The 20,790-nt window shown below is 64.2% G+C and carries 20 protein-coding genes; 16 read left to right on the top strand and 4 right to left on the bottom strand.

Going from position 1 to position 20,790, the window contains the following annotated elements:
* Nucleotides 1-30 precede the first annotated feature (30 nt).
* On the top strand, nt 31-1,341 hold the full coding sequence (argA, locus tag AC3RCG_RS22180) for an amino-acid N-acetyltransferase (protein ID WP_046685875.1): 1,311 nt from the start codon (nt 31-33) through the stop codon (nt 1,339-1,341).
* Nucleotides 1,342-1,414: 73 nt separating this feature from the next.
* On the opposite strand, the gene AC3RCG_RS22185 is transcribed toward argA, so the two are convergent.
* From AC3RCG_RS22185 to kdsA, 3 genes are all read right to left on the bottom strand, one after another.
* The gene (locus tag AC3RCG_RS22185; protein WP_083293701.1) at nt 1,415-3,160 is read right to left on the bottom strand and encodes a ShlB/FhaC/HecB family hemolysin secretion/activation protein; all 1,746 of its coding nucleotides are present in this window, start codon (nt 3,158-3,160) and stop codon (nt 1,415-1,417) included.
* The gene (locus tag AC3RCG_RS22190) at nt 3,161-7,645 is read right to left on the bottom strand and encodes a two-partner secretion domain-containing protein (protein ID WP_492401976.1); all 4,485 of its coding nucleotides are present in this window, start codon (nt 7,643-7,645) and stop codon (nt 3,161-3,163) included.
* A 239-nt stretch (nt 7,646-7,884) separates the two neighbouring features.
* Nucleotides 7,885-8,730 carry a 3-deoxy-8-phosphooctulonate synthase gene (kdsA, locus tag AC3RCG_RS22195; protein ID WP_034750794.1) on the bottom strand — a complete coding sequence of 282 codons (846 nt, stop codon included), beginning with the start codon at nt 8,728-8,730 and terminating at the stop codon, nt 7,885-7,887.
* 219 nt (nt 8,731-8,949) lie between these two features.
* Here kdsA and AC3RCG_RS22200 point away from each other — a divergent pair, with 219 nt between their 5' ends.
* Nucleotides 8,950-9,222 carry an oxidative damage protection protein gene (locus tag AC3RCG_RS22200; protein WP_034750797.1) on the top strand — a complete coding sequence of 91 codons (273 nt, stop codon included), beginning with the start codon at nt 8,950-8,952 and terminating at the stop codon, nt 9,220-9,222.
* 171 nt (nt 9,223-9,393) lie between these two features.
* Nucleotides 9,394-9,918 (top strand): DUF6622 family protein, encoded by a 525-nt coding sequence (locus AC3RCG_RS22205; protein WP_492401975.1) that lies wholly within the window; start codon nt 9,394-9,396, stop codon nt 9,916-9,918.
* 31 nt (nt 9,919-9,949) lie between these two features.
* Here AC3RCG_RS22205 and rpiA read toward each other — a convergent pair whose 3' ends face one another.
* On the bottom strand, nt 9,950-10,633 hold the full coding sequence (gene rpiA / locus AC3RCG_RS22210; protein WP_492401973.1) for a ribose-5-phosphate isomerase RpiA: 684 nt from the start codon (nt 10,631-10,633) through the stop codon (nt 9,950-9,952).
* 208 nt (nt 10,634-10,841) lie between these two features.
* On the opposite strand from rpiA, the gene AC3RCG_RS22215 reads away from it, so the two are divergent.
* The 13 genes from AC3RCG_RS22215 (at nt 10,842) to cpaB (ending at nt 20,770) form a co-directional block, all read left to right on the top strand.
* Nucleotides 10,842-11,210 (top strand): response regulator, encoded by a 369-nt coding sequence (locus tag AC3RCG_RS22215; RefSeq protein WP_070222443.1) that lies wholly within the window; start codon nt 10,842-10,844, stop codon nt 11,208-11,210.
* Nucleotides 11,211-11,212: 2 nt separating this feature from the next.
* On the top strand, nt 11,213-11,839 hold the full coding sequence (locus AC3RCG_RS22220; protein ID WP_070222465.1) for a chemotaxis protein CheC: 627 nt from the start codon (nt 11,213-11,215) through the stop codon (nt 11,837-11,839).
* Between the two features lie 5 nt (nt 11,840-11,844).
* Nucleotides 11,845-12,804: a diguanylate cyclase gene (locus AC3RCG_RS22225; RefSeq protein WP_492401972.1), complete on the top strand. Its 960-nt coding sequence runs from the start codon at nt 11,845-11,847 to the stop codon at nt 12,802-12,804.
* A gap of 149 nt (nt 12,805-12,953) precedes the next feature.
* Nucleotides 12,954-14,621 carry a sensor histidine kinase gene (locus tag AC3RCG_RS22230; RefSeq protein WP_139142972.1) on the top strand — a complete coding sequence of 556 codons (1,668 nt, stop codon included), beginning with the start codon at nt 12,954-12,956 and terminating at the stop codon, nt 14,619-14,621.
* Nucleotides 14,618-15,319: a response regulator gene (locus tag AC3RCG_RS22235; RefSeq protein WP_070222441.1), complete on the top strand. Its 702-nt coding sequence runs from the start codon at nt 14,618-14,620 to the stop codon at nt 15,317-15,319. The genes AC3RCG_RS22230 and AC3RCG_RS22235 overlap by 4 nt, the downstream gene beginning before the upstream one ends.
* Before the next feature lie 252 nt (nt 15,320-15,571).
* Entirely contained in the window at nt 15,572-15,718 is a 147-nt protein-coding gene (locus tag AC3RCG_RS22240; RefSeq protein WP_157814672.1) for a hypothetical protein, read from the top strand.
* A gap of 75 nt (nt 15,719-15,793) precedes the next feature.
* The gene (locus tag AC3RCG_RS22245) at nt 15,794-15,967 is read left to right on the top strand and encodes a Flp family type IVb pilin (protein ID WP_070222439.1); all 174 of its coding nucleotides are present in this window, start codon (nt 15,794-15,796) and stop codon (nt 15,965-15,967) included.
* A gap of 94 nt (nt 15,968-16,061) precedes the next feature.
* On the top strand, nt 16,062-16,235 hold the full coding sequence (locus AC3RCG_RS22250) for a Flp family type IVb pilin (protein WP_071654391.1): 174 nt from the start codon (nt 16,062-16,064) through the stop codon (nt 16,233-16,235).
* Nucleotides 16,232-17,302, top strand: a complete 1,071-nt coding sequence (locus tag AC3RCG_RS22255) for a phosphatase PAP2 family protein (RefSeq protein ID WP_492401970.1) — start codon at nt 16,232-16,234, stop codon at nt 17,300-17,302. The genes AC3RCG_RS22250 and AC3RCG_RS22255 overlap by 4 nt, the downstream gene beginning before the upstream one ends.
* Nucleotides 17,299-17,886 carry an A24 family peptidase gene (locus tag AC3RCG_RS22260; protein WP_492401969.1) on the top strand — a complete coding sequence of 196 codons (588 nt, stop codon included), beginning with the start codon at nt 17,299-17,301 and terminating at the stop codon, nt 17,884-17,886. Before AC3RCG_RS22255 ends, AC3RCG_RS22260 begins: the two co-directional genes overlap by 4 nt.
* 40 nt (nt 17,887-17,926) lie before the next feature.
* On the top strand, nt 17,927-18,547 hold the full coding sequence (locus AC3RCG_RS22265) for a methyltransferase family protein (RefSeq protein ID WP_070222435.1): 621 nt from the start codon (nt 17,927-17,929) through the stop codon (nt 18,545-18,547).
* A gap of 31 nt (nt 18,548-18,578) precedes the next feature.
* On the top strand, nt 18,579-19,925 hold the full coding sequence (locus AC3RCG_RS22270; RefSeq protein ID WP_070222432.1) for a DUF8689 domain-containing protein: 1,347 nt from the start codon (nt 18,579-18,581) through the stop codon (nt 19,923-19,925).
* Nucleotides 19,922-20,770 carry a Flp pilus assembly protein CpaB gene (gene cpaB / locus AC3RCG_RS22275; RefSeq protein WP_070313226.1) on the top strand — a complete coding sequence of 283 codons (849 nt, stop codon included), beginning with the start codon at nt 19,922-19,924 and terminating at the stop codon, nt 20,768-20,770. Before AC3RCG_RS22270 ends, cpaB begins: the two co-directional genes overlap by 4 nt.
* Nucleotides 20,771-20,790: the final 20 nt, after the last annotated feature.

Consider the following 20,790-nt stretch of genomic DNA (forward strand, 5'->3'; position numbering starts at 1 on the left):
CACATCGCGCAGCGAATTATAATGCGCTTAATGGAAAACCCTACCCAATTCGTCCAATGGCTGCGCTCCGTCGCGCCCTACATCCACGCCTTTCGCGGCAAGACCTTCGTGGTCGCCTTCCCCGGTGAACTCGTCAGCGCCGGGGCGCTGCAGGTGCTGGCCCATGATTTGTCCCTGCTGCATGCGCTGGACATCAATGTCACCGTCGTCTACGGCTCGCGGCCGCAGGTGGCGGAACAACTGGCCTTGCGTAACGTCGAAGGCCGCTTCCACAACGGCGTGCGCATCACGGACATCGCCGCGCTGGAATGCGCCAAGGAAGCGGCCGGCGAGCTGCGCCTCGATATCGAGGCCGCGTTCAGCCAGGGCTTGCCGAACACGCCCATGTCGCATGCGGCCATCCGTATCATTTCCGGCAACTTCATCACGGCGCGCCCGCTGGGCGTGATCGATGGCGTGGACCTGGAACTGACGGGCATCACGCGCAAGGTCGACGCCGAAACCATCCATTCCATCCTTGGTTCGGACGGCCTGGTGCTGCTCTCGCCACTGGGCTTCTCGCCCACGGGCGAAGCGTTTAATCTCACCATGGAAGACGTGGCGTGCAGCGCCGCCATCGCCCTGCACGCGGACAAGCTGATCTTTATTACCGAAACGCCGATGATGGAAGACGCCACGGGCGTGGAAATCCGCGAACTGTCGTCGCACCAGGCCGAAGCCGTGCTGATGGCCGGCTTCCTGCCCGACGCCACGGCGTTCTACCTGAAGCATTGCGTCAAGGCTTGCCACAACGGCGTCGAGCGCTCGCACATCGTGCCGTTCTCGATGGACGGTTCCGCCCTGCTGGAATTGTTTACCCATGATGGCGTGGGCACGATGATCAGCCATGAAAACCTGGAAAGCCTGCGCCAGGCCACCATCGAAGACGTGGGCGGCATCATCAAACTGATCGAACCGTTGGAAGCGGACGGCACTTTGGTGAAGCGGGGCCGCGAGCTGATCGAGCGCGAAATCGATTATTTCTCCGTCATCGAGCATGACGGCGTGATCTTCGGCTGCGCCGCCCTGTACCCGTTCCCCGCGCAAAAGATGGCGGAAATGGCATGTTTGACGGTCAACCCGGAAGTGCAAGCCCAGGGCGACGGCGAGCGCATCCTGAAACACATGGAAAACCGCGCGCGCGCCGCCGGCCTGAACAAACTGTTCGTGCTGACCACGCGCACCTCGCACTGGTTCAAGAAGCGGGGCTTCGTGCCGGCCACCGTCGACGATCTGCCGAAGGACCGCCAGCATATGTATAACTGGCAGCGCAAGTCGCAGGTGTTGATCAAGACCCTGTAATCGGCGTCACTGAACACGCAAAAAGCCTGGCATTGCCAGGCTTTTTGCATTGCAGACAAGGGCAGCCGATAGCTTACCTTACCCAGCCTGCCTGGAACAGCAGGCGCGTGCGCGATGCCGATTCGCTGCTCGGCACCCCGCCTACCGTGCGGTGCACCAGTTGCAGGTTAAGCAGGATGCCGCCAGCCATGGCGCTCAGGCCCAGGCCGATATCGCCCAGCTTGCGCGAGGCGACGCCGCCGGCCGGCGCCGCGACCGACCTGGCCCAGCCATAGTCGCTAAAGATGCTGCCGCTCAGCTGCGCCGTGCCGCCGCCCGCCAGCGGCCGGGCCAGTTCGGCGCGCAGCAGCGCCGCATGGTCGCCACTGAGTTCGCCGATCGGATACGCGGCTACGCCACCGTCGCCGGAAATGCTCATGCGCTCGACGCCATCGAGGCTTTTATTGTTCAGCGACGCCTGCGCCTTGACGCTGGTGGTCAGCAGGAATTGCGACGGCAGCACGCTGACGCGCGACGCCGCCAGATTCAGCCTGGCATAGCCGCCCTGCGTATCGGCGCCGGCCGCATCGAGCGCTTCGGCAGCCGCTTCCTTGAAGTGCAAGCGCCCCACCGTCAGGCTGGCGCTGCTCTGGGTCAAGCCATCCCAGCCCAGCAAGGCATGCATACGCCGGTCCGCGATGCTGGCGCTGATGCTGCTCAACTGCTTGCCCACCGAGGTGCGCGTGGCACCGATTTCATCCTTTAAATCCTTGTACGCCACGCCCAGGCCCGCTTCCACCGTGTGCTCGCGGGTACGCTTGAGCGGCTTACTCAGGAGCAAGTCCACGCCATTGGCGTTGCCAGAGGCGTCAAGCGCGGCATACACGTCGCTGAGTTCATAGGTAGTGCGGCTGAGCGCCCCTTCGACGCGGGCGCCGTCCGTGCCCAGCAACATCGAATAGCCAAGACGGCCGTTCAGCAAGCCACTGTTGCGCGTGGCCATGCCGCTGGCCGACAGGCGGTCGCCGCGGCCGCTGGGCGAATTCCAGTCGGCATTGAAACGCAGGCGCTGCTTGCCCGTGTACGTAGAGCCATAGTTATCCAGCAACACGTAGCCGCCCCAGGCGGGCGTGGCCTCGGTACGGATGGCAAAATCCGAGGTGCCGACCTGCTCGCCCGGCATCACGTCGGCCTGCACCACCTTGACGCCAGGCGTGTCATTGATGATCAACATCGCCCGCTCCAGGGTATCGAGGGACACGACATCGTGCCGCCTGGCCTGGTCCAGCAAGCCTTGCACCACGCTATCGTGCACGCGCGAAGTATTGCTGAGGATAAATTTTCCGTATTGACCTTCCACCACGCGAATGATCAACTTGCCATCAGTCAATTCCTGCGCCGGGATATAGGCGCGCGCCACAAAGTAGCCGGCGGCACGGTAATGGCGCGTGATACGGGTGGCCATCTCTTCGAGCTGGGCCAGGGTCAGCGTCCGGCCCAGCTCCGGCTGCAGCAGCGCCAGCAGAGTGGCGCTGTCAATGGCGTGGTTGCCCTCCAGCACGAACTGCGTCACCCTGACCTTGCTGGCGGCATCGCCGGTCAAGGCCTGCAGCGGTGGCGCGGCCGGCACGCCGCCCAGCGCAGGCAGGGACGGCGGCGGCGTCACCGGCGGCGGCACCGGCTGGCTCTGGCGCACGACGTCGCCGATGGTCGGTACCTGCTGGGCCTGCGCCATGGCGGTCGCGCCCAAGGCCAGGCCCAGCGCCAGCGACATGGCCGTGCGTTTGCATGCCGCCCGGCGGGCGGTGGGGACGATGGAGGTACGGATAAGCATGCTCATTTATTGGGCCTTCACGACAAACAGCAACTGGTCCACGCCATCGGGCAACTTGACGCCGCCATTGACGATCTCCATCAGGGAATTGCGGCTGACGGGCAAGCGCAATGGCTGCGATCCGCCATTGCCTTGGGCGCCGGCTGGCTGCAGCAAGCGCTGGGTTTGCGCCAGGGTAAGACTTTCGCTCATCTCGTTCGCGCCGGGACTGTACAGCACGCTCAGCGGCGCATTCGCGCCAAAGGCGGCGCCCAGTGGCACGGCACTGCTATTCACGGTGGGTGGCACGGAAACGAACGGGATCAAGTCGCTTTGCAACGACAGGCCGGCATCGCGCAAGACCTCGCGCTTGCTGGGAACGCTGGTCCGGGAAACCTCGCCTATGGTGCTGGCCAGGCTCGCCTTTGGCGCTTCCGGCGTTTCCGGTGTTTCCGCTTCCAGCGGGAGGATCTCCACGGTGCCGCTGGCATTCGCGCCGGCCAGCGTGTAATTGCTGTTGGACACAGTCAAGCCCGACAAGCCGACGATGGATTGCTTGCCCGCCTCCTTGGAAGACAGCGTCGCCTTGCCGCCCAGCACGGCGCTGTCGCCGGCCAGCACGCCGTTCAAGGCCAGCAAATTGGCGGCCGCATCCGCAGTGTCGTCAAACGCCCGGCTCGCGCCAGAGACTGCCGCTACATTGACGGGCAAGGCCGTGATGGCCACGCTGCCGGCAGGCAGCACGCCGCTCAAGGTGTAATTGGCATTGTCCAGGCTCAAGGTACCCAGGCCGCTGATGGATTGCGTACCGACATTCTTGCCTGCCAGTAGCGCATTGCCGCTCAGGCTGGCGCTATCGCCCGCCAGCACCCCGGCCAGGTTCAGCAGGCCGGCGGCCGCATTCACGCTGCCGTCGTAGCGACGCGTGGCGCCGCCAGCCGCATTCACGCTGACCGCGCGCGGCGTCACCAGCACGCTGGCGCCCAGGCTGGCTGGCGCGAACGTGTAGTTGCTGTTGTCCAGCACAAGGTCCGCATAGCCTGCCAGCGCCTGCGTACCGGCGTTGCGCGACGCCAGGGTAGCTGTGCCGCTCAGGTTGACGGTGTCGCCACCGAGCACATTCGTGATCTGCAGCAAGCTGGCGTTGAGCTTGTCGGTCGCGTCGTATTCCTTGCCGCCCAGGCTGGCGAGATGCACTTCCAGCGCACGGATGGTCGCCGCCAAATTGATGGTCGGCGTGGACAGGATGTAATTGCTGGCCAGGCCCGCGTTGGCGCCGCTGCCGTCGCCTACCAGCAAGCTGGCCGCCACCGTGCGGGCGCCGGCGTTGGCGCTGTCGAAGGTGCCGCTGGCCGACAGCGACAGGTTTTCGCCATTCACAAGGCCCACCAGGGTGCCGGCATTGATGCTGGCCGCGTTCGTGCGGTCATACGTCTTGTTGGCGGCGCCGATGCCGGCAATGGTCAGCACGGCCGGCGTGATCGACAGGGTACCCGTGCTGTAGGTGATGTCATAATCGCTCAGCTTGCCATAGCCGGCGCCCAGGGTCGGCGCGAACAGGCTGGCGCCGTAATTGAGCGTGCCGACGGAGGTGGTGGGCAGCAAGGCCGCACTCCAGTCGACGCCGCTCACGCATGCCAGGTTGTTGTCGCAGCCGCTCACCGTCCAGCCGCCTGTCAGGACTGGATTGGCCCCGCCATAGGTTTTCGTCAAGGCCGGGTTGTTCAGCGTGATGGTGATCGGATCGACGTAGCCAAACGTGCGCAAGACGGGATAGCCGTCATTGAGCGTTGCCTTGCGTCCCCATACTCCGCTGTGGAAGGTGAAATCCCAGCTGCTGGTGATAAATGTATTGCTATCTTTCATTTGCGCCGTGGTCTTGCCCGTGCCGTCGCCACTGCTGTTCTGCCCGCTGGTCTGTGTATCCCAGAAACTGTTGCTGACGCCGCCGATGCTGACACCCATCAAGCCGCCCACGCCCGCGCCCGGGCTGCTCACGAGGCCGGTCGAGTAGCTCTTGTCGACGGTTCCCAGGTTGTTGCCGATCAAACCGCCCACATAATTGCCGCTGGTACTGACGGCGCTGCGGGAATAGGTATTGACGACGTTGTTGCCATAATTTAAGCCAATCAGGCCGCCGACATTGTCGCCGCTGGCATTGACGGTACCGCTCGTATAACTGGTATTGACTTCATTGTCCGGCGTGGCGGTGCCACCGGCGGCGCTACTTCGGCCGATCAAGCCGCCCACCGTGCTCGTGCCGGTAACGGCGCCGCTGGCGTAGCTGCCGCTGACCTTGCCGTTATTGTTGTTGCCGACCAGGCCGCCCGTATTCGTGGTGCCGGTCACGGTGGCGGTGGCGTAGCTGCCGGTGACTCTGCCGCTGTTGTTATTGCCGACCAGGCCGCCCGTGTCGCCCTTGCCATTGACGCTGCCGCCGGCATGGCTGTCGACGATGTAGCCGTAATCGTTTTGCCCGACCAGGCCGCCAGTCCAGGTGCCGGCCGTATTCGTCACCGTGGCGTTGGCATAGCTGTTGGCCAGGGTGATCTGGTATGCCAGGTAACCGGTCAGTCCGCCGATGTTATTGCCCTGCGAATTGACCGTGCCGTCGAAATGCAGGCGGGTGAGCGTGCCATCGAAGATCGCACCGATCAGGCCGCCCACGTAACCGCCCGGCCCCGTCACGCTGCCTGCGGCGTAGCTGTTGTAAACGCTGCCCATGTTCAATCCGATCAACGCCCCCACGCCCTGATTGGCGCTGACCACCGCATTCGACATCGCCACGTTGCGCACCCGCCCGTTGTTGCTGCCAAACAGGCCAACATACGTGCCGGACGGCTGGGTGATGCGCAAGCCGCTGACGGTATGACCCAGGCCGTCGAACACGCCGGAGAGGGATACGGGAGCGAAGCCGGCGCCGCCGTTCCAGCCGCTGGTGGCGCTGGCGTCGATATTGCCGGCCAGTGCATAGTGGCCGCCGGCGCCGCCGTTGATGCCCTGCAAATCGAGGCTGCTGGTGCTGCCGGCGCTGCCCAGCGCATTGATCAGGGTATAGCCGATGTTATTAATCGTCAGCAACCCCGTACCGGCGCGGTCGACATCGATGCGGCCCTTGAAGACGCCGGCGTCATCGATACCCACCAGCACATTCTTGCTCGTGTTAAACGTCGGGCTGCCGGGATTGAAGTTGTAGCCTGTTTTCAGGTTCAAGGTCGAACTGCCGGTGGCGCTCATGACGGCGTTGACATTGATGTCGCCGTGCGCTTCCAGGGTCAGCTGGTTGGCGTTCCAGGCCAGCGGCGCGTTGACGTGGATATCGCCCGCTTCGCTGCCGGCCGCCTGGGTCTGAATCGTGACATTGCCGGCAGCCAGCGCCGCTTGCAGGGTATCGACGCCGATGCCGCTCGCGCCTTGCGCGGCGCTGCCGCTGCCGATCGTGAAATCGGTGGGGTCGATCAGCCAGGAGCCGCTGCGGCCCGCAACGGCGCTGCTGTCGACGCGCGTGCCGTCAGCCACGCGCAGCACCGGCCCCGAGGTTTCGATGAAGCCGCCATTGCCGCCCTGCGGCGCGCTGGCATCGAGCTTGCCGGCCACTTCCACGGCGCCGCCTTCGCCCAGCAGGAAAATCCGTCCGCCGCGCTCGTTGATGGTGCGCGCGCGCACTTCGCCCGTGTTGTTGACGACGGTACTCAACAGGCCGTCGGCGCCTTTCGCCGTCAGCACCACCAGGCCGCCATCGGCGTGCACGGCGTTGCCATTGGCGACCAGCGCGGCCAGCGCCGCCTCATCGACGGCCACGCCCACCAACGCGCCGCCGTCGAAAGTCAGGCTGACCTTGTTGCCGGCCGCCAGCGCCACCGTCCCCAGCCTGGCGCTGATCACGCCGTCATTGCGCACTCGCGCGCCCAATAACGCGATGTAGCCGCCATCCCTGGCGTTCAGACTGCCCAGATTGCGGACGGCGCCGCCCTTGCCGGTGAAACTGGTCTTGCCTGCCAGAAAATCGGCATCGCCGAGATTGAGCGTGCTCGCTACCAGGCCCGCCGTATCGACTCTGGCGCCCTTGCCGAACAGCACGCCATTCGGATTCAAAATGAACACCTGGCCATTCGCATGCAGCGCGCCGTCGATGACCGAGCCTTCATTGCCCCGGACCCGGTTCAAGGTCACGGCGGCGGCATTCGGCTGCACGAAATTGACCCTGGCATCCTTGCCGATCGAAAAACTGTTCCACTCGATGGCCGCCTTGCCGCTGGCCTGGGTTACGGTCATGGCCGCGCCCTGCTGGCCGACGTGCGCCTGTCCCGCCGTCACCACGGCGCCGCTGGGCAAGGCCGTGGCGGCAAGGTCCGCCGCCTGCGCCGCGCCGCCCAGCATCACGCCGGTCAGCACGCTGGCCAGCAGCGTCCCTGTGGTGCCGGAGCGCTTGCCCCCGCTGCCGGCATGTTCTGCCACGACCATGACCGCGTTGCGGCGGCGGTTCCATACCGTGCGATGAATTCGATTCATGTGATGTTCCGATCTGACGTGATGACATCGGGGCTTGCCAGGACTTTTCGGCAAAAGCAATTAATGGCATTATAAAATGCTGCAAGTAAGCAATTTCGACAAATTCTCCCCATCGGGCGTTAACACAACACGCATGCCAGACAACAGCACCCGCAGCCGCTGCAGGCAAAAAAAAACACCACCGGAACCGGTGGTGTTTTTGCTCACAGAACGCGCGAAAAACAGCTGCTAGTGACTAGTTACTTGATATTCAGCGGCGCAAACGACTTGACCAGATCGTCGAGCGCCTTCAATTGCGCCAGGAACGGTTCCAGCTGGTCCAGCGGCAAGGCGCTGGGGCCGTCGCAGCGGGCATTGTCCGGGTCCGGATGGGCTTCCAGGAACAGGCCGGCGATGCCGACGGCCAGGCCGGCGCGGGCCAGGTCGGCCACCTGCTGGCGGCGGCCGCCCGAAGCGGCGCCGCCGGGATCACGCTGCTGCAGGGCGTGCGTGACGTCGAAGATGATGGGCAGGTCGTCGCAGGTCTTTTTCATGACGCCAAAGCCCAGCATGTCGACCACCAGGTTGTCGTAGCCGAGGCAAGTGCCGCGGTCGCACAGGATCAATTGGTCGTTGCCCGCTTCCTTGAATTTCTCGACGATATTGGCCATCTGGCCTGGGCTCAAAAATTGCGGCTTCTTGATGTTGATCACTTTACCCGTTTTCGCCAGCGCCACGACGAGGTCCGTCTGACGCGCCAGGAAGGCGGGCAATTGCAGCACGTCGACCACTTCGGCCACCTGCTGCGCCTGCCATGGCTCATGCACGTCGGTAATCACGGGTACGCCGAACGCCGCCTTGACGTCCTGGAAGATGCGCATGCCTTCTTCCAGGCCTGGTCCCCGGTAGGAATGGATCGAGGAACGGTTGGCCTTGTCGAAGCTGGCCTTGAACACATAGGGAATGCCCAGTTTTTGCGTGACGCGCACATATTCTTCGCAGGCGCGCATGGCAAGATCACGCGATTCGAGCACGTTGATGCCGCCAAACAGCGCGAAGCTGCCGGTATTGCTGACATCGATGCCATGGACTTTCACTGAGGTCATAGGGATTCCATATTGGTTAATTGTTACTACTTGCTTGGAAGAGGCGCAGCCAGCGGCTGGCGCGATAAGGCATCTTACTAGCTAGGGCGGCGCAGATCAAATTTGATCCAGCGCAAGGGCGCGGCAAACGGCGTGTCGCCAGGCCGCGACGACCCCGCGAGGGCAGGCGCAAAGTGCCTTATAATCACGCTTTATCTCTACACTGATTCAGGAGCACAGATGGCCCGCACGATCCACTGCATCAAACTCAACAAGGAAGCCGAAGGACTGGATTTCCCGCCGTACCCGGGCGAACTGGGCAAGAAGATTTACGAATCCGTGTCGAAGGAAGCATGGGCCGCCTGGCTCAAGCACCAGACCATGCTGGTCAATGAAAACCGTTTGAACCTGGCCGACGCGCGCGCCCGCAAATACCTGGCCACGCAGATGGAAAAGCATTTCTTCGGCGATGGCGCCGATGCCGCCATGGGCTACGTGCCGCCAACGGAATAAGTTTTATCGCTTGCCCGTGGCCGCCGCGTCACGGGCAGTTTCACCTGCGTTTCACGCCCTCCTCCGCTGTTTCACGGCACCGCCTCCCCGTTTCGTCGCACACCGCTCGCCGCCCATGCCGCCCGCTGGCACAGTACGTCCATCGACAACCTCACTCCAAAGGCGGACACCATGTTGCAGCACATCTTCAGCCACACTCCCCTCTACGTCTGGGCCATCCTGGGCTTGCTCGTGTACCGGGGCGTGCTGGCCAGCCGCGCACGCGAAGTGACCTTGCGCAAGCTGTGCATCATTCCCCTGGTCATGCTGGCCCTGTCGCTGAGCGGCGTGCAGGGCAGTTTCGGCCTGGCCGGCGTGGCGCCGTTCGCCTGGGCCGCCGGCGCCCTGGCCGGCGCGGCGCTGGCATGGACACTGAGCGATGCGCGCAAGATCGTCGCCATACCCGAACGGACCAGCGTGCTGCGCCCCGGCAGCTGGGTGCCGTTGATGCTGATGATGAGTATCTTTTGCATGAAGTATGCGGTGGCCGTGACCCTGGCCATCGCGCCGGCCTACGCCCATGCGACCGGCTTCATCGTGCCCGTCTGCCTCGCCTATGGCTGCTTCAGCGGCATCTTCCTCGGCGGCTTGCTGCGCACCGTGGCCGTGTACCGTCAGGCACACATGACAAGCGGCCCGCAAGGGGCCGCCGTGTAAGACAAGTGCAAATGCCGGCGAACGCCGGCTATCACCTTAAGTACGCCAAGGTACGCACGCCTTCCGGCATGCCCAGCAGGCAGACATTCGCGCCGCGCACAGCGAACAGGCCGACGGCGATGACGCCGACGATCTGGTTGATCTGCTGTTCCAGCGCCACCGGGTCGGCGATCTGCAAGCCCAGCACGTCGATGATCTCGCCGCCGTTGTCGGTGATGAAGGCTTCCGTGCTGCCAGGCTTCAGGCGCAAGCGTGGCGTGCCGCCCAGCGCGGCCAGCTGGCGCGAGACGGCGGCGCGCGCCATCGGCACCACTTCCACCGGCAGCGGGAAGGCACCGAGGGTCTCGACGAGCTTGGAGCCGTCGGCGATGCAGACGAACTGTTTCGCGACGGACGCGACGATCTTTTCACGCGTCAATGCCGCGCCGCCGCCCTTGATCATGGCGCCGCTGGCCGTGATTTCATCGGCGCCATCGATGTAGACGGCGATCGACTCGACGTCGTTCAGGTCGAAGACGGGAATGCCATGACCGGCCAGGCGCGCGGCCGTCGCTTCGGACGACGCGACCGTCCCCTTGATGCGGTCCTTGATCTTGGCCAGTTCATCGATGAAAAAGTTGGCGGTGGAACCGGTGCCGACACCGATGATTTCACCGTCCACCACATAGTTAATGGCGGCGCGGGCTACGGCTTGCTTCAATTCGTCTTGGGTCATGGCAAAAAAAGGCTAAAGTGAGGAATGCCGCTATTTTAACGGATTGCCGGCCCGGCCAGCCGGCCATGATGACGGACCTGGCGACGGGATACAACAGGCAAGTGGAAAAGACTTGCCCCAAGGCAATTGCCCAGCCAATTACTCTCTATGCCCTCTAAAATATGCGAAAATGGAACGATTGACCGATATGACGTTTCAGGAATAGCACATGAATCACAGTAAGCAGGTACTTGTTGTCGATGACAGCCGGGTTTCACGTCTGATGTCGCATCAGTTCATCCTCAGCAAACATGCCGACTGGCAAGTGATTGAGGCGGCGACGGGTGAGGAAGCCCTGGAAAAAGTCAAGACTGTCAGCCCTGTGCTGATATTACTGGATGTCAACATGCCCGGCATGGGCGGTGTGGCGGCGGCGGAACAATTGCGCGCGCTGTGCCCCCAAACGCACATCGTTCTCGTCACGGCGAACGTGCAAAACGCCATCCGCAACCGCGCCATCGAACTTCGTGTCGGCTTCATGGAAAAACCGATCACGGAAACCCGCATCCACCAGCTGATCGAGTCACTGGGACTGTGAGCATGGTCAATCTCTCCGAACTGGAAAACGATGCCCTCGTGGAGATATTCAACATCGGGGTGGGCCATGCGGCCGCCGCGATGAGCGAGATCGTCAATGAAGAAGTCACCATGTCGGTGCCGTCGATCACTTTTCTGAACCGTGCCGATGCGGCTGCCCTGCTGGGCAGCAAGAAGGATGGCGAACGCATCTGCGGCGTCAGCCAGCATTACGATGGCGCCTTCGCCACCGAAGCCATCCTGATGTTCCCGGAAGATAAAAGCCTGGAAATCGTGCGCCTGATGGTGGGCGACGCCATGCCGCTGCAGGAACTGACGGAGATGGAACAGGAAGCGATGAGCGAAATCGGCAACATCATCCTCAATTCCTGCGTAGGGACTTTGGCCAACCTGTTCGACAGCGAACTGCATGGCTCGCTGCCCCTGTACCACGTGGGCACCAGCGCGGAAATCCTGTCTTCGTTCGGCGGCCACGATGACGAGGCCGTCGTACTGATGCTGCATATCGACTTCGTGCTGTCCAAGCACCAGATCCACGGTTATGTGGCATTCGTGCTCGACCTGTCCGCCCTGCACGACCTGAAGCAGCAGGTCAGCCACTATCTGGCCAAGGTCCTGGGACAGGCGTGACGATCATGCCCGATGCCTTACACCGACTCGCCCTGCTCGAGAGCATACTCGGCGCCGTCAACCTGGGCGCCATCGTGCTCGACGAGCAGCACCGCATCGTGCTGTGGAACCACTGGATGGCGCGCCACTCGGCATGCCAGGCCGACGCCGTGCTGGGCCAGGATTTCTTCACCGTCTATCCGGAACTGCGCCACAAGCGCATCGATTCGGCCATCACCCAGGCCCTGCGCGACAATTTCCAGTCGCTGCTGTCGCAAACCCTGCACAAGGCGCCGTTTCCCCTGTACACGCATGGCGCGGCCGAAGGCCGGGAGCGCATGCAGCAGGCGATCGCCGTCACGCCGATCAATTTGCCCGATTCGCCGCGCCACTGCCTGATCCAGATCAATGATGTCACCATCGCCGTGGGCCGCGAAAAGCTGCTGCGCGAACAGACCATGGTCTTGCGTTCGCAAACCTTTGCCGACGGCTTGACAGGCATCGCCAACCGCCGCCACTTCGACGTGGCGATCGAGAAGGAAATGCGGCGCGCCATGCGCACGGGCAGCCCCCTGTCGTTGCTGATGATCGATATCGATCACTTCAAGGATTACAACGACCATTACGGCCACCAGCAAGGTGATGATTGCCTGATCCGCGTCGCGGCCGAACTGGCCGCCATCCTGCAGCGCCCCACAGACTTGCTGGCGCGCTATGGCGGCGAGGAATTTGCCGCCATCCTGCCCGACACAGACGCGGCGCAGGCGCTGCGCATGGCCGAGGTAATCCGCCAGCACGCGGCCGGACTGCGCATTCCGCATGCCAAGACGGGCAATGAGGTCGAGCACATCACGGTCAGCATCGGCATCGCCACCCAGCACCCGCAGCAGCAGCCGACCATCTCCGCCCTGATCGGCGCCGCCGACCGCGCCCTGTACCTGGCCAAGGGCGCCGGGCGCAACCGCGTGATGGTGCAGCCGCTGTAAAAAAAGCAACGCAAGACAAAGGATTCCAGTAGACATCTTTATGGCGTGTGCGTAGACTCGTCATTGATTGCAGCAACAATAACAAGAATTTATCTGTGGTATCTATCCCTGCGCATGGCTCACCATGCGGGACATGGCCAGGAGCGCTTGTGAATCTCGATCCTCCCCTCAGATCCGGCTTGCCGGGTGCCGGCATGGATACGACCATGGTCAACGGCATGCGCCTGCTGCTGTCGAGCGCCACCTTGCTGACCCTGTTCATCGACCCCGAAAGCGCCGGCAAGCTGAGCAAGATTACCTGGCTGATCTTTTCCGCCTACACCATGCACAGCCTGCTGCTCTACGTGCTGGCCGTGCTGGGCTTCAGCCTGCCCCAGGACATCTTGCTGTACTGGCTCGACGTGGCCTGGTATGCGCTGATCGTGTTTTCCACCAGCAGCCACAACAATTTATTCTTCCTGTTTTTTTTCTTTGCCATCCTGACCTCGTCGTTCCAGCGGGGCTTCGAGGAAGGCGCGCGCGTGACCCTGGCCTCGGCCGGCCTGTTCGCCGCCACGGCCCTGTTCGGCGAATCGGATGCGGAGCTGTCGCGCCTGCTGCTGCGTACCACCTTCCTGCTGGCGCTCGGCTACATGATCGCCTACTGGGGCGGTTCGGCCATCACGCAGCGCAGCCACCTGGCGCTGCTGCGCGATGTCAGCCAGCTGTCCAATCCGCGCTTCGGCGTCGACCAGACCATTACCTCCGTGCTGGAAAAAACCCGCAGTTATTTCAACGGCCGCAGCTGCCTGCTGATCATGCAGGACAAGGGCACGCGGGTCTGGTCGCTGCGCAGCGTGCTGCAAACGGCAACGGGCGTCGTGCACACCAGCTCGCTCCTCAGCGATGACGCGGCCAGTCCCCTGCTCGCTTTCCCGCACGATAAAATCGCCTTGTACAACCAGCCCGCCGGCCGCTGGCTGCCGTGGACAGGCGGCGCGCGCATGCTCGATCCCGACAGCGGACGCTGGCTGCGGCACGACGACGCGGCAGGCGACCGCCTGGCCGAGCTGCTCGAAGCGCACGCCTTCATCAGCGCACCGCTGCCCCTGCGCAATGGCAAGGGCCGCATCTTCATCGTCTCCGCCACCAGCATGAGCAAGACGGACGCCCTGTTTCTCAGTCATATCGGCGCGCAGGCGTTTCCCGTCATTGAAAACATCGACCTGCTCGACCGCCTGGCGTCGCAGGCGGCCTCGCGCGAGCGCGAAAAGATCGCCCGCGACCTGCATGACACGGCCGTGCAGCCGTACATCGGCCTGCGCCACGGCCTGGCCGCCCTGCGCAACGAAGCCACGCCCGGCAACCCGCTGCTGCCCGAACTGGAAAAACTGATCATCATGTCGGGCCAGGTGATCGCCGACCTGCGCAGCTACGCGCGCACGTTCAAGAACGGCCAGGTGCAAAGCGAGCCGGAACTGCTGGTCGCACTGCGCCGCCAGGCCACGCAGATCCGCGAATTCTATGGCATCGATATCGCCCTGCAAATCGAAGGCGACCTGCACATCAACGACCGCCTGGCGGCCGAGGTGTTCCAGATCGTCAACGAAGGCATGAGCAATATCCGCAAGCATACGTCGGCGCGCCACGGCGCCGTCAAGCTGACCTGCGTGCAGGGCGCGCTGCACATCAGCATCGACAACGAATGCGCCGCCGCGCACGTCCCCGATTTTCTGCCCGACTCGCTGGCCGAACGGGCAGCTGCCCTGGGTGGCACGGCCCGCGTCACGCATGGCATGCTGGGCAACACCTCCGTGCAGATCGAGATCCCCATATGAACGACTTACGCTACACGCCCCCGGCCAGCCATGTCATCAGCGTCATGCTGGTGGACGATCACAAGACCATGCTGTGGGGCCTGGAGCGGCTGATCGGCGGCGAGCACTCGGGCATGCGCGTGGTCGCCACGGCGTCCGACAGCGCCGAGGCGCTGGAGCAGGCGAAGGCGCTGCAACCGGATGTGATCGTGCTGGACCTGGACCTGGGCGGCATCAGCTCGCTGGCCATCCTGCCCGCGCTGGCGCAGTGCGGCAGCACGCGCGTGCTGGTGCTGACGGCCAGCCACGACCAGGCCGTCCTGGACCAGACGGTGCTGAAAGGCGCGCGCGGCATCGTCAGCAAGGATGCGCCGGCGGAGATGGTGCTGAAGGCCATCGAAAAGGTATACCAGGGCGAGCTGTGGCTGGAACACGCGATGCTGGGACGCATGCTGACGCAGCTGACCCAGCCCGGCGGCGGCTCGGCGCAAGCCATCGCCATCGCCAGCCTGACCCTCAAGGAAAGAAAGATCATCGCCGCGCTGGTGCACGGCAGCGGCACGCCGGCCAAGCTGCTGGCGGACCAGCTGTTCATCTCCGAACACACCCTGCGCAACCACCTGACGTCGATCTACCGCAAGCTGGGCGTATACAACCGCCTGGAACTGTACGCCTACGCCACCAAGCACCAGCTGGGCCAATTGCCGCCCGGCGCCTGACGCCGCTGTCCCCCGGCACGGCCACTGCCCGGCCGCGCACTCCCTCCGCCGCCCCCTTCGCCAGCCACCGGCGCTGCCTGCGCCCGCGCGCCCGCGCGCCAGACTCGACCATGACAATTGTCACGAAAAAAACAAGCAATTCCTCCTTGCAATAAAAGGATGTTCTTCTGATGTAGATCAAGGTGCCAACTTCTATAGTGGATTTACCGGAGTGCAAATCACCGCGCGGCCCACCACGACACGGAGCACAGCATGCGCCTTGACAAGTTTCTTCCGACAGCCCTGATCACCTATTTGCAGGGCAAGGAAAAGGCTGCGTTCTACCGCTATGCCCTGGTGGCGGCCCTCATGGCGGTGGTGTGCATCATCGGACTGCTCGCACTGGGCGAAAGCCCATGAGAGCGTAGCAACAGGAAGCAACACCGCCATGCCGTTTTACCCACCGTCGTAGCTTAACCACCACCAGGAGTTGTCATGAACCTCATCAAAAACTTTATCCGCGAAGAAGATGGCGTCACCGCAATCGAATATGGCCTGATCGCCGCCCTGATCGCCGTGGTGATCATCGCCGCCATCACCATCGTCGGCACGCAGCTGAAAAAAACCTTCAGCACCATCGGCACCAAGCTGACCACCGCCAATGCCTGACGCGGTGCCGTCCGGGCCGGCCCAGCGCCAGCCCGGACTACGCTTCCCCATATTTCCGGCACGCCCACCTTGATACCGCCTAGCGAGGCCCATCGTGAAATCTCTCTTCAGCCGTTTATCCGACGAGTCCGCCGTTACAGCGATCGAATACGCGTTGCTGGCGGGCCTGATCGCGGCAGTGCTGGTGGTCACGATCACCGTGCTGGGCGACCAGGTCAAGCTGCTGTTTGTCTACGTCAAGGACCAAGTGGTCCTGGCCCTGTCATGAACACCCTGCGCGCCTCGCTGCGCACCCACCGCGCCCTGCTGCTGATCGTGCTGCTGTACGCCGCCGCCGCGACCTTGCTGGCCGGCGGCCTGCCCAGCGCATCGGAGATCCTCAACGTGCTGGCCGGCTTCTTCGTGGCCATCCTCACGGGTCCCGTCTTCATCCTGTGCGGCTACACCATCCACGTCATGGTGATGAAACGCCCGCACCGCCTGTGCCACTATCTGTACCACGATCTGCGCCGCTACCTGAGCAACGAGCGCCTGCTGCACGCGCTGCCGGCCATGCTGCTGATTCCCGTCTTCGCCTCCAGCTTCACCGTCTTCAAGGGCGCCATTCCGCGCCTGCACCCCTACACCTGGGATGCCACCCTGTCCGCCTGGGACATGGCGCTGCATGGCGGCATGGCCCCATGGGAAAGGCTGCAGCCGCTGCTGGGCCACCCGCTCGTCACGGGCTTGCTCAACTTCAGCTACCACTTCTGGTTCTTCCTGTTCTACGCCATCCTGTACTGGCTGATCCTCGACACGCGCCGCCCGCTGCTGCGCATGCAGTTCCTGCTCAGCTTTGCGCTGACCTGGATCGCCCTGGGCAGCATCCTGGCCGTGCTGTTTGCCTCGGTCGGTCCCTGCTACTACGGCCACCTGCACGCCAGCGATCCGTATGCGCCGCTGATGGCCTACCTGCATGACGCCAACCAGCACGTTCCCGTCTGGGCCCTGCAGGTGCAGGAGATGCTGTGGCAAGGCTATCAAAGCAAGGGGGCGAACGGCGAACTGGGGATCTCCGCCATGCCCAGCATGCATGTGGCCACCGCCGTGCTGATGGCCATCATGGGCTGGAAGGTCAGCCGCGCCGCAGGGATCGCCCTGTCTGCCTTCGCCGTGCTGATCCTGCTCGGCTCCATCCACCTGGGCTGGCACTATGCGCTCGACGGCTATGTGGGTGCGGCCGGCGCGGCGCTGGTGTGGCGCCTGGTGGGACGGCTGCTGGGCAGCCAGGCTACAGCACCGGCCATGCACATGGCCACGGCGCCCTGCATGAGCAAGGAAGGACTGACGTCATGAACGCCCACCTGCCCATGCTGCTGTGCCTGGCCGTGCTGGCCACCCTGCTCGCCAGCGCCCTGTGGCACGACCTGCGCACGCGCCGCATCCCGAACCGGCTGGTGTTGTGGGGCACGCTGGCGGGCTTGATCCTGAACAGCTTCGTGCCGCCAGGTAGCGGCCTGTTCGACGCCTCCTTCGGCGGCCTGGGACTGCTGCAGGCGCTGGCCGGCGCCGCCGCCGGACTGGCCCTGCTGCTGCCCATGTACCTGCTGCGCGCCCTGGGCGCCGGCGACGTCAAGCTGATGGCCATGTGCGGCGCCTTCCTCGGTCCCGACGCCGTGCTCGAAGCGGCCCTGCTGACCTTCCTGTGCGGCGGCGTGCTGGCCCTGGCCGCCGCGCTGGCCGGCCAGCGCCTGCGCCAGGTGCTGAAAAACACCTGGCACATGATGCTGGGCGCGCTGCTGCACAGCCTGGCCGGCGGCGCCGCCACGATCGCCGAACCGCCGCCGGCCACCGGCAAGCTGGCCTACGCCTTCGCCATTGCCAGCGGCACCGGCTTGCAGGTCTTCCTGCAATACACCCACCTGTGGAGCCTGCGCTGAAACGCGCCGCTCCGACGACCAGCCACCATAGGACCCGACCATGGACACCCTCGCCACCCTCTGCCACTCCCGCCACGCCAGCCTGTTCACCAGCATCGCCATGGCTTGCCTGTGGACGTTCTTTGCCAGCGCCCACGTGGTGGGATTCCTGCACAGCGGCGACTGGAGCTATCTGCTGTTCTGCGCCGCCGAAACCCTGGCCGCCCTGTTCTTCATCGTGCGTTCGGCCCCCGTCAGCGTCTCCACCGATGCGGGCGACTGGCTGCTGGCCATCGGCGCCACCTTCGCGCCCTTCCTTCTGTCCCCCGCCGACATGGCCATCTGGCCCGGCGCGCGCTACCTGCTGGCCGTCGGCAGCCTGCTGCAAATCGCCGGCCTGCTGTCGCTGAACCGCAGCTTCGGCCTGGTGGCGGCGCAGCGCGAGATCAAGACGGGCGGTGTCTACCGCGTGATACGACATCCGCTGTATGCCAGCTACCTGATTTCCCTGAGCGGCTACCTGCTGGCCAACACTTCGCCCGCCAACACCGTCATCTATGTCGCGACGATGGGCATGATGGTGATGCGCCTGCTGCGCGAAGAGCGTTTCCTGTCCGCCGACGTGCGCTACCGCGTCTACATGCGCCAGGTGAAGTACCGCCTGCTGCCCTTCATCTTCTGATATCCGGCCATCCGAGCGAGGAGTATCCATCATGCCTGACACCTATCCAGAACGCAGCGACGGCGGCGGCGTCGAACCGGCGGCCAAGCGCGCGCCACGCACGGTCGAGGAAACGGGATTGCCCTTCCTGTTCCTGGTCGAACTGCTGGTCAAGATACTCTTCCTGCGCGGCCAGATCGGCCTGCCCGCCCTGTCGACGCACGTGAAACTGGGCGCCGGCGTGCTCGAACCGCTGCTCACCTTCATGCGCGCCGAAAAGCTGTGCGAAGCGCGCCGCAACGGCGGCAGCGGCACCGACGCCGACCTGTATTACCTGCTGGGCGACCAGGGCCGCCTGCGCGCCGCCGAATACATGCGCCGCAACGCCTACAGCGGTCCCGCCCCCGTCACCCTGGCCGATTACAGCAACCAGGTGCTGGCGCAAAGCGTGGCCGACATGCATGTCACGCGCGACGACGTGCAGCGCGAATTTCGCGACGTGGTGGCCAGTTCGGCCGTGCTCGACCAGCTGGGCGCAGCGATGAATTCCGGACGCGCCCTGTTCTTTCACGGCCCCGCCGGCAGCGGCAAGAGCTACCTGGCCGAGCGCCTGAACGGCTTGCTCAGCGGCGCCATCGCCCTGCCCCATGCCGTGATGGTCGACGGCGAAGTGCTGCCCTTCCTCGACCCCATGCTGCACACCCTGTCAAACAAAGGCCGCGTGCCATCCGACCCGCGCTGGGTGCGCGCCGAACGCCCCGCCGTGCTGACGGGCGGCGAGCTGACGCTCGACATGCTGGACCTGCAATTCGACCAGGGCACCCGCCTTTACCAGGCGCCGCCGCACCTGAAGGCCAACAACGGCATCTTCATCATCGACGACCTGGGCCGCCAGCGCTGCTCGCCCGTGGAACTGATGAACCGCTGGATCGTGCCGATGGCGCGCCACATCGATTACCTGTCGCTGCACACGGGCTACAAATTCCCCGTGCCCTTCGACGTCATCGTCGTGTTCTCGTCGAACCTGGCGCCGCAGCAGCTGGCCGACGATTCCTTCCTGCGCCGCATCGGCTACAAGATCCATGTGGGTCCCCTGAGCGCCTACCACTACCTGGCCGTGTTCCGCAGCACCTGCGCCCAGCTGGGCATCAATTTCGACGAAGCCTCCTACACCTACCTGCTGCACCTGCATAGCCTCTACAAGCGGCCCTTGCTCGCCTGCTATCCGCGCGACATCCTCGCGCAGGTCTGCGACCAGGCGCGTTATGAAGACCACCCGGCGCAACTGTCTCCGGAAGTCCTGTTCTGGGCATGGCAAAACTATTTCGGCAGCGATAACGACCTCGCAAGCACACACACCGGACCGGCAGCGGTCCAGCACAAAGGGGAAGCAAAATGAGAAACGCACGCGCTCTGACGATGATGGCCATTGCGGTCATCCTGGCGTTCGCCGCGGTCATCGTGGCCGCGCGCTGGATCAATGCCCAAGCCTCGGGCAACATCAACAAGGTGGCCGTGGCCCAGGTCGACATCAGCCTGGGGGCGCGTCTCACGCCCGACATGGTGCGCATGGTCGACTGGCCATCGAACGCGCTGCCGCCCGGTGCCATCAACGATCCGAAACTGCTGGAAACGCGCGTCACGCGCACCAGCATCCAGCACGGCGAACCGATCATGGAAGGCAAGCTGGCGCCTCCCGGCACGCAAGGGGGCCTGTCGGCCGTCGTCGCCGAGGGCAAGCGCGCCATGACCGTGCGCGTCAACGACGTGGTGGGCGTGGCCGGCTTCGCCCTGCCCGGCAACTTCGTCGACATCCTCGTCAACACCCAGGGCGAAGGGGCCCGCAAGACGCCGGACCGCGATCCGAACATTTCCAAGATCGTGCTCGAACGCATCCTCGTGCTGGCCATCGCCCAGGAATCGAGCCGCGACGACACCAAGCCCAAGGTGGTCAACGCCGTGACCCTGGAGCTGACGCCGGACCAGGCTGAAAAACTCGACCTGGCGCGCAGCGTGGGCACCCTGTCGCTGGTGCTGCGCAATCAGGTCGAGGACAAGCCCGTCAACACGGAAGGCGCCACCAAGTCCAGCTTGCTCGATGAAAAGGTCGCCATGGCCGCCCCCGCCGCCATGGTGCAAGCCAAGCCGCTGCCACGCCGCCGTCCCGCCGCCGCACCCGCGCCTCAGGCCGGTCCACGCGTCGATGTCATCAAGGGGCTGGAACGCAGCTCCCAACAATTCTAACCTGCACCAGAGGAGTCACG

It is taken from the genome of Janthinobacterium sp. GW823-FHT01H08 (assembly GCF_058797855.1).

Bases quoted from the DNA above. Each gene is read 5' to 3' on its own strand.
- AC3RCG_RS22185 (WP_083293701.1), bottom strand. From the start codon at position 3,160: ATGAGCATGCTTATCCGTACCTCCATCGTCCCCACCGCCCGCCGGGCG.
- AC3RCG_RS22220 (WP_070222465.1), top strand. From the start codon at position 11,213: ATGGTCAATCTCTCCGAACTGGAAAACGATGCCCTCGTGGAGATATTC.
- AC3RCG_RS22260 (WP_492401969.1), top strand. From the start codon at position 17,299: ATGAACGCCCACCTGCCCATGCTGCTGTGCCTGGCCGTGCTGGCCACC.
- kdsA (WP_034750794.1), bottom strand. From the start codon at position 8,730: ATGACCTCAGTGAAAGTCCATGGCATCGATGTCAGCAATACCGGCAGC.
- AC3RCG_RS22225 (WP_492401972.1), top strand. From the start codon at position 11,845: ATGCCCGATGCCTTACACCGACTCGCCCTGCTCGAGAGCATACTCGGC.
- AC3RCG_RS22205 (WP_492401975.1), top strand. From the start codon at position 9,394: ATGTTGCAGCACATCTTCAGCCACACTCCCCTCTACGTCTGGGCCATC.
- cpaB (WP_070313226.1), top strand. From the start codon at position 19,922: ATGAGAAACGCACGCGCTCTGACGATGATGGCCATTGCGGTCATCCTG.
- AC3RCG_RS22270 (WP_070222432.1), top strand. From the start codon at position 18,579: ATGCCTGACACCTATCCAGAACGCAGCGACGGCGGCGGCGTCGAACCG.
- AC3RCG_RS22215 (WP_070222443.1), top strand. From the start codon at position 10,842: ATGAATCACAGTAAGCAGGTACTTGTTGTCGATGACAGCCGGGTTTCA.
- AC3RCG_RS22265 (WP_070222435.1), top strand. From the start codon at position 17,927: ATGGACACCCTCGCCACCCTCTGCCACTCCCGCCACGCCAGCCTGTTC.
- AC3RCG_RS22240 (WP_157814672.1), top strand. From the start codon at position 15,572: ATGCGCCTTGACAAGTTTCTTCCGACAGCCCTGATCACCTATTTGCAG.
- rpiA (WP_492401973.1), bottom strand. From the start codon at position 10,633: ATGACCCAAGACGAATTGAAGCAAGCCGTAGCCCGCGCCGCCATTAAC.
- AC3RCG_RS22200 (WP_034750797.1), top strand. From the start codon at position 8,950: ATGGCCCGCACGATCCACTGCATCAAACTCAACAAGGAAGCCGAAGGA.
- AC3RCG_RS22245 (WP_070222439.1), top strand. From the start codon at position 15,794: ATGAACCTCATCAAAAACTTTATCCGCGAAGAAGATGGCGTCACCGCA.
- AC3RCG_RS22190 (WP_492401976.1), bottom strand. From the start codon at position 7,645: ATGAATCGAATTCATCGCACGGTATGGAACCGCCGCCGCAACGCGGTC.
- AC3RCG_RS22255 (WP_492401970.1), top strand. From the start codon at position 16,232: ATGAACACCCTGCGCGCCTCGCTGCGCACCCACCGCGCCCTGCTGCTG.
- AC3RCG_RS22235 (WP_070222441.1), top strand. From the start codon at position 14,618: ATGAACGACTTACGCTACACGCCCCCGGCCAGCCATGTCATCAGCGTC.
- argA (WP_046685875.1), top strand. From the start codon at position 31: ATGGAAAACCCTACCCAATTCGTCCAATGGCTGCGCTCCGTCGCGCCC.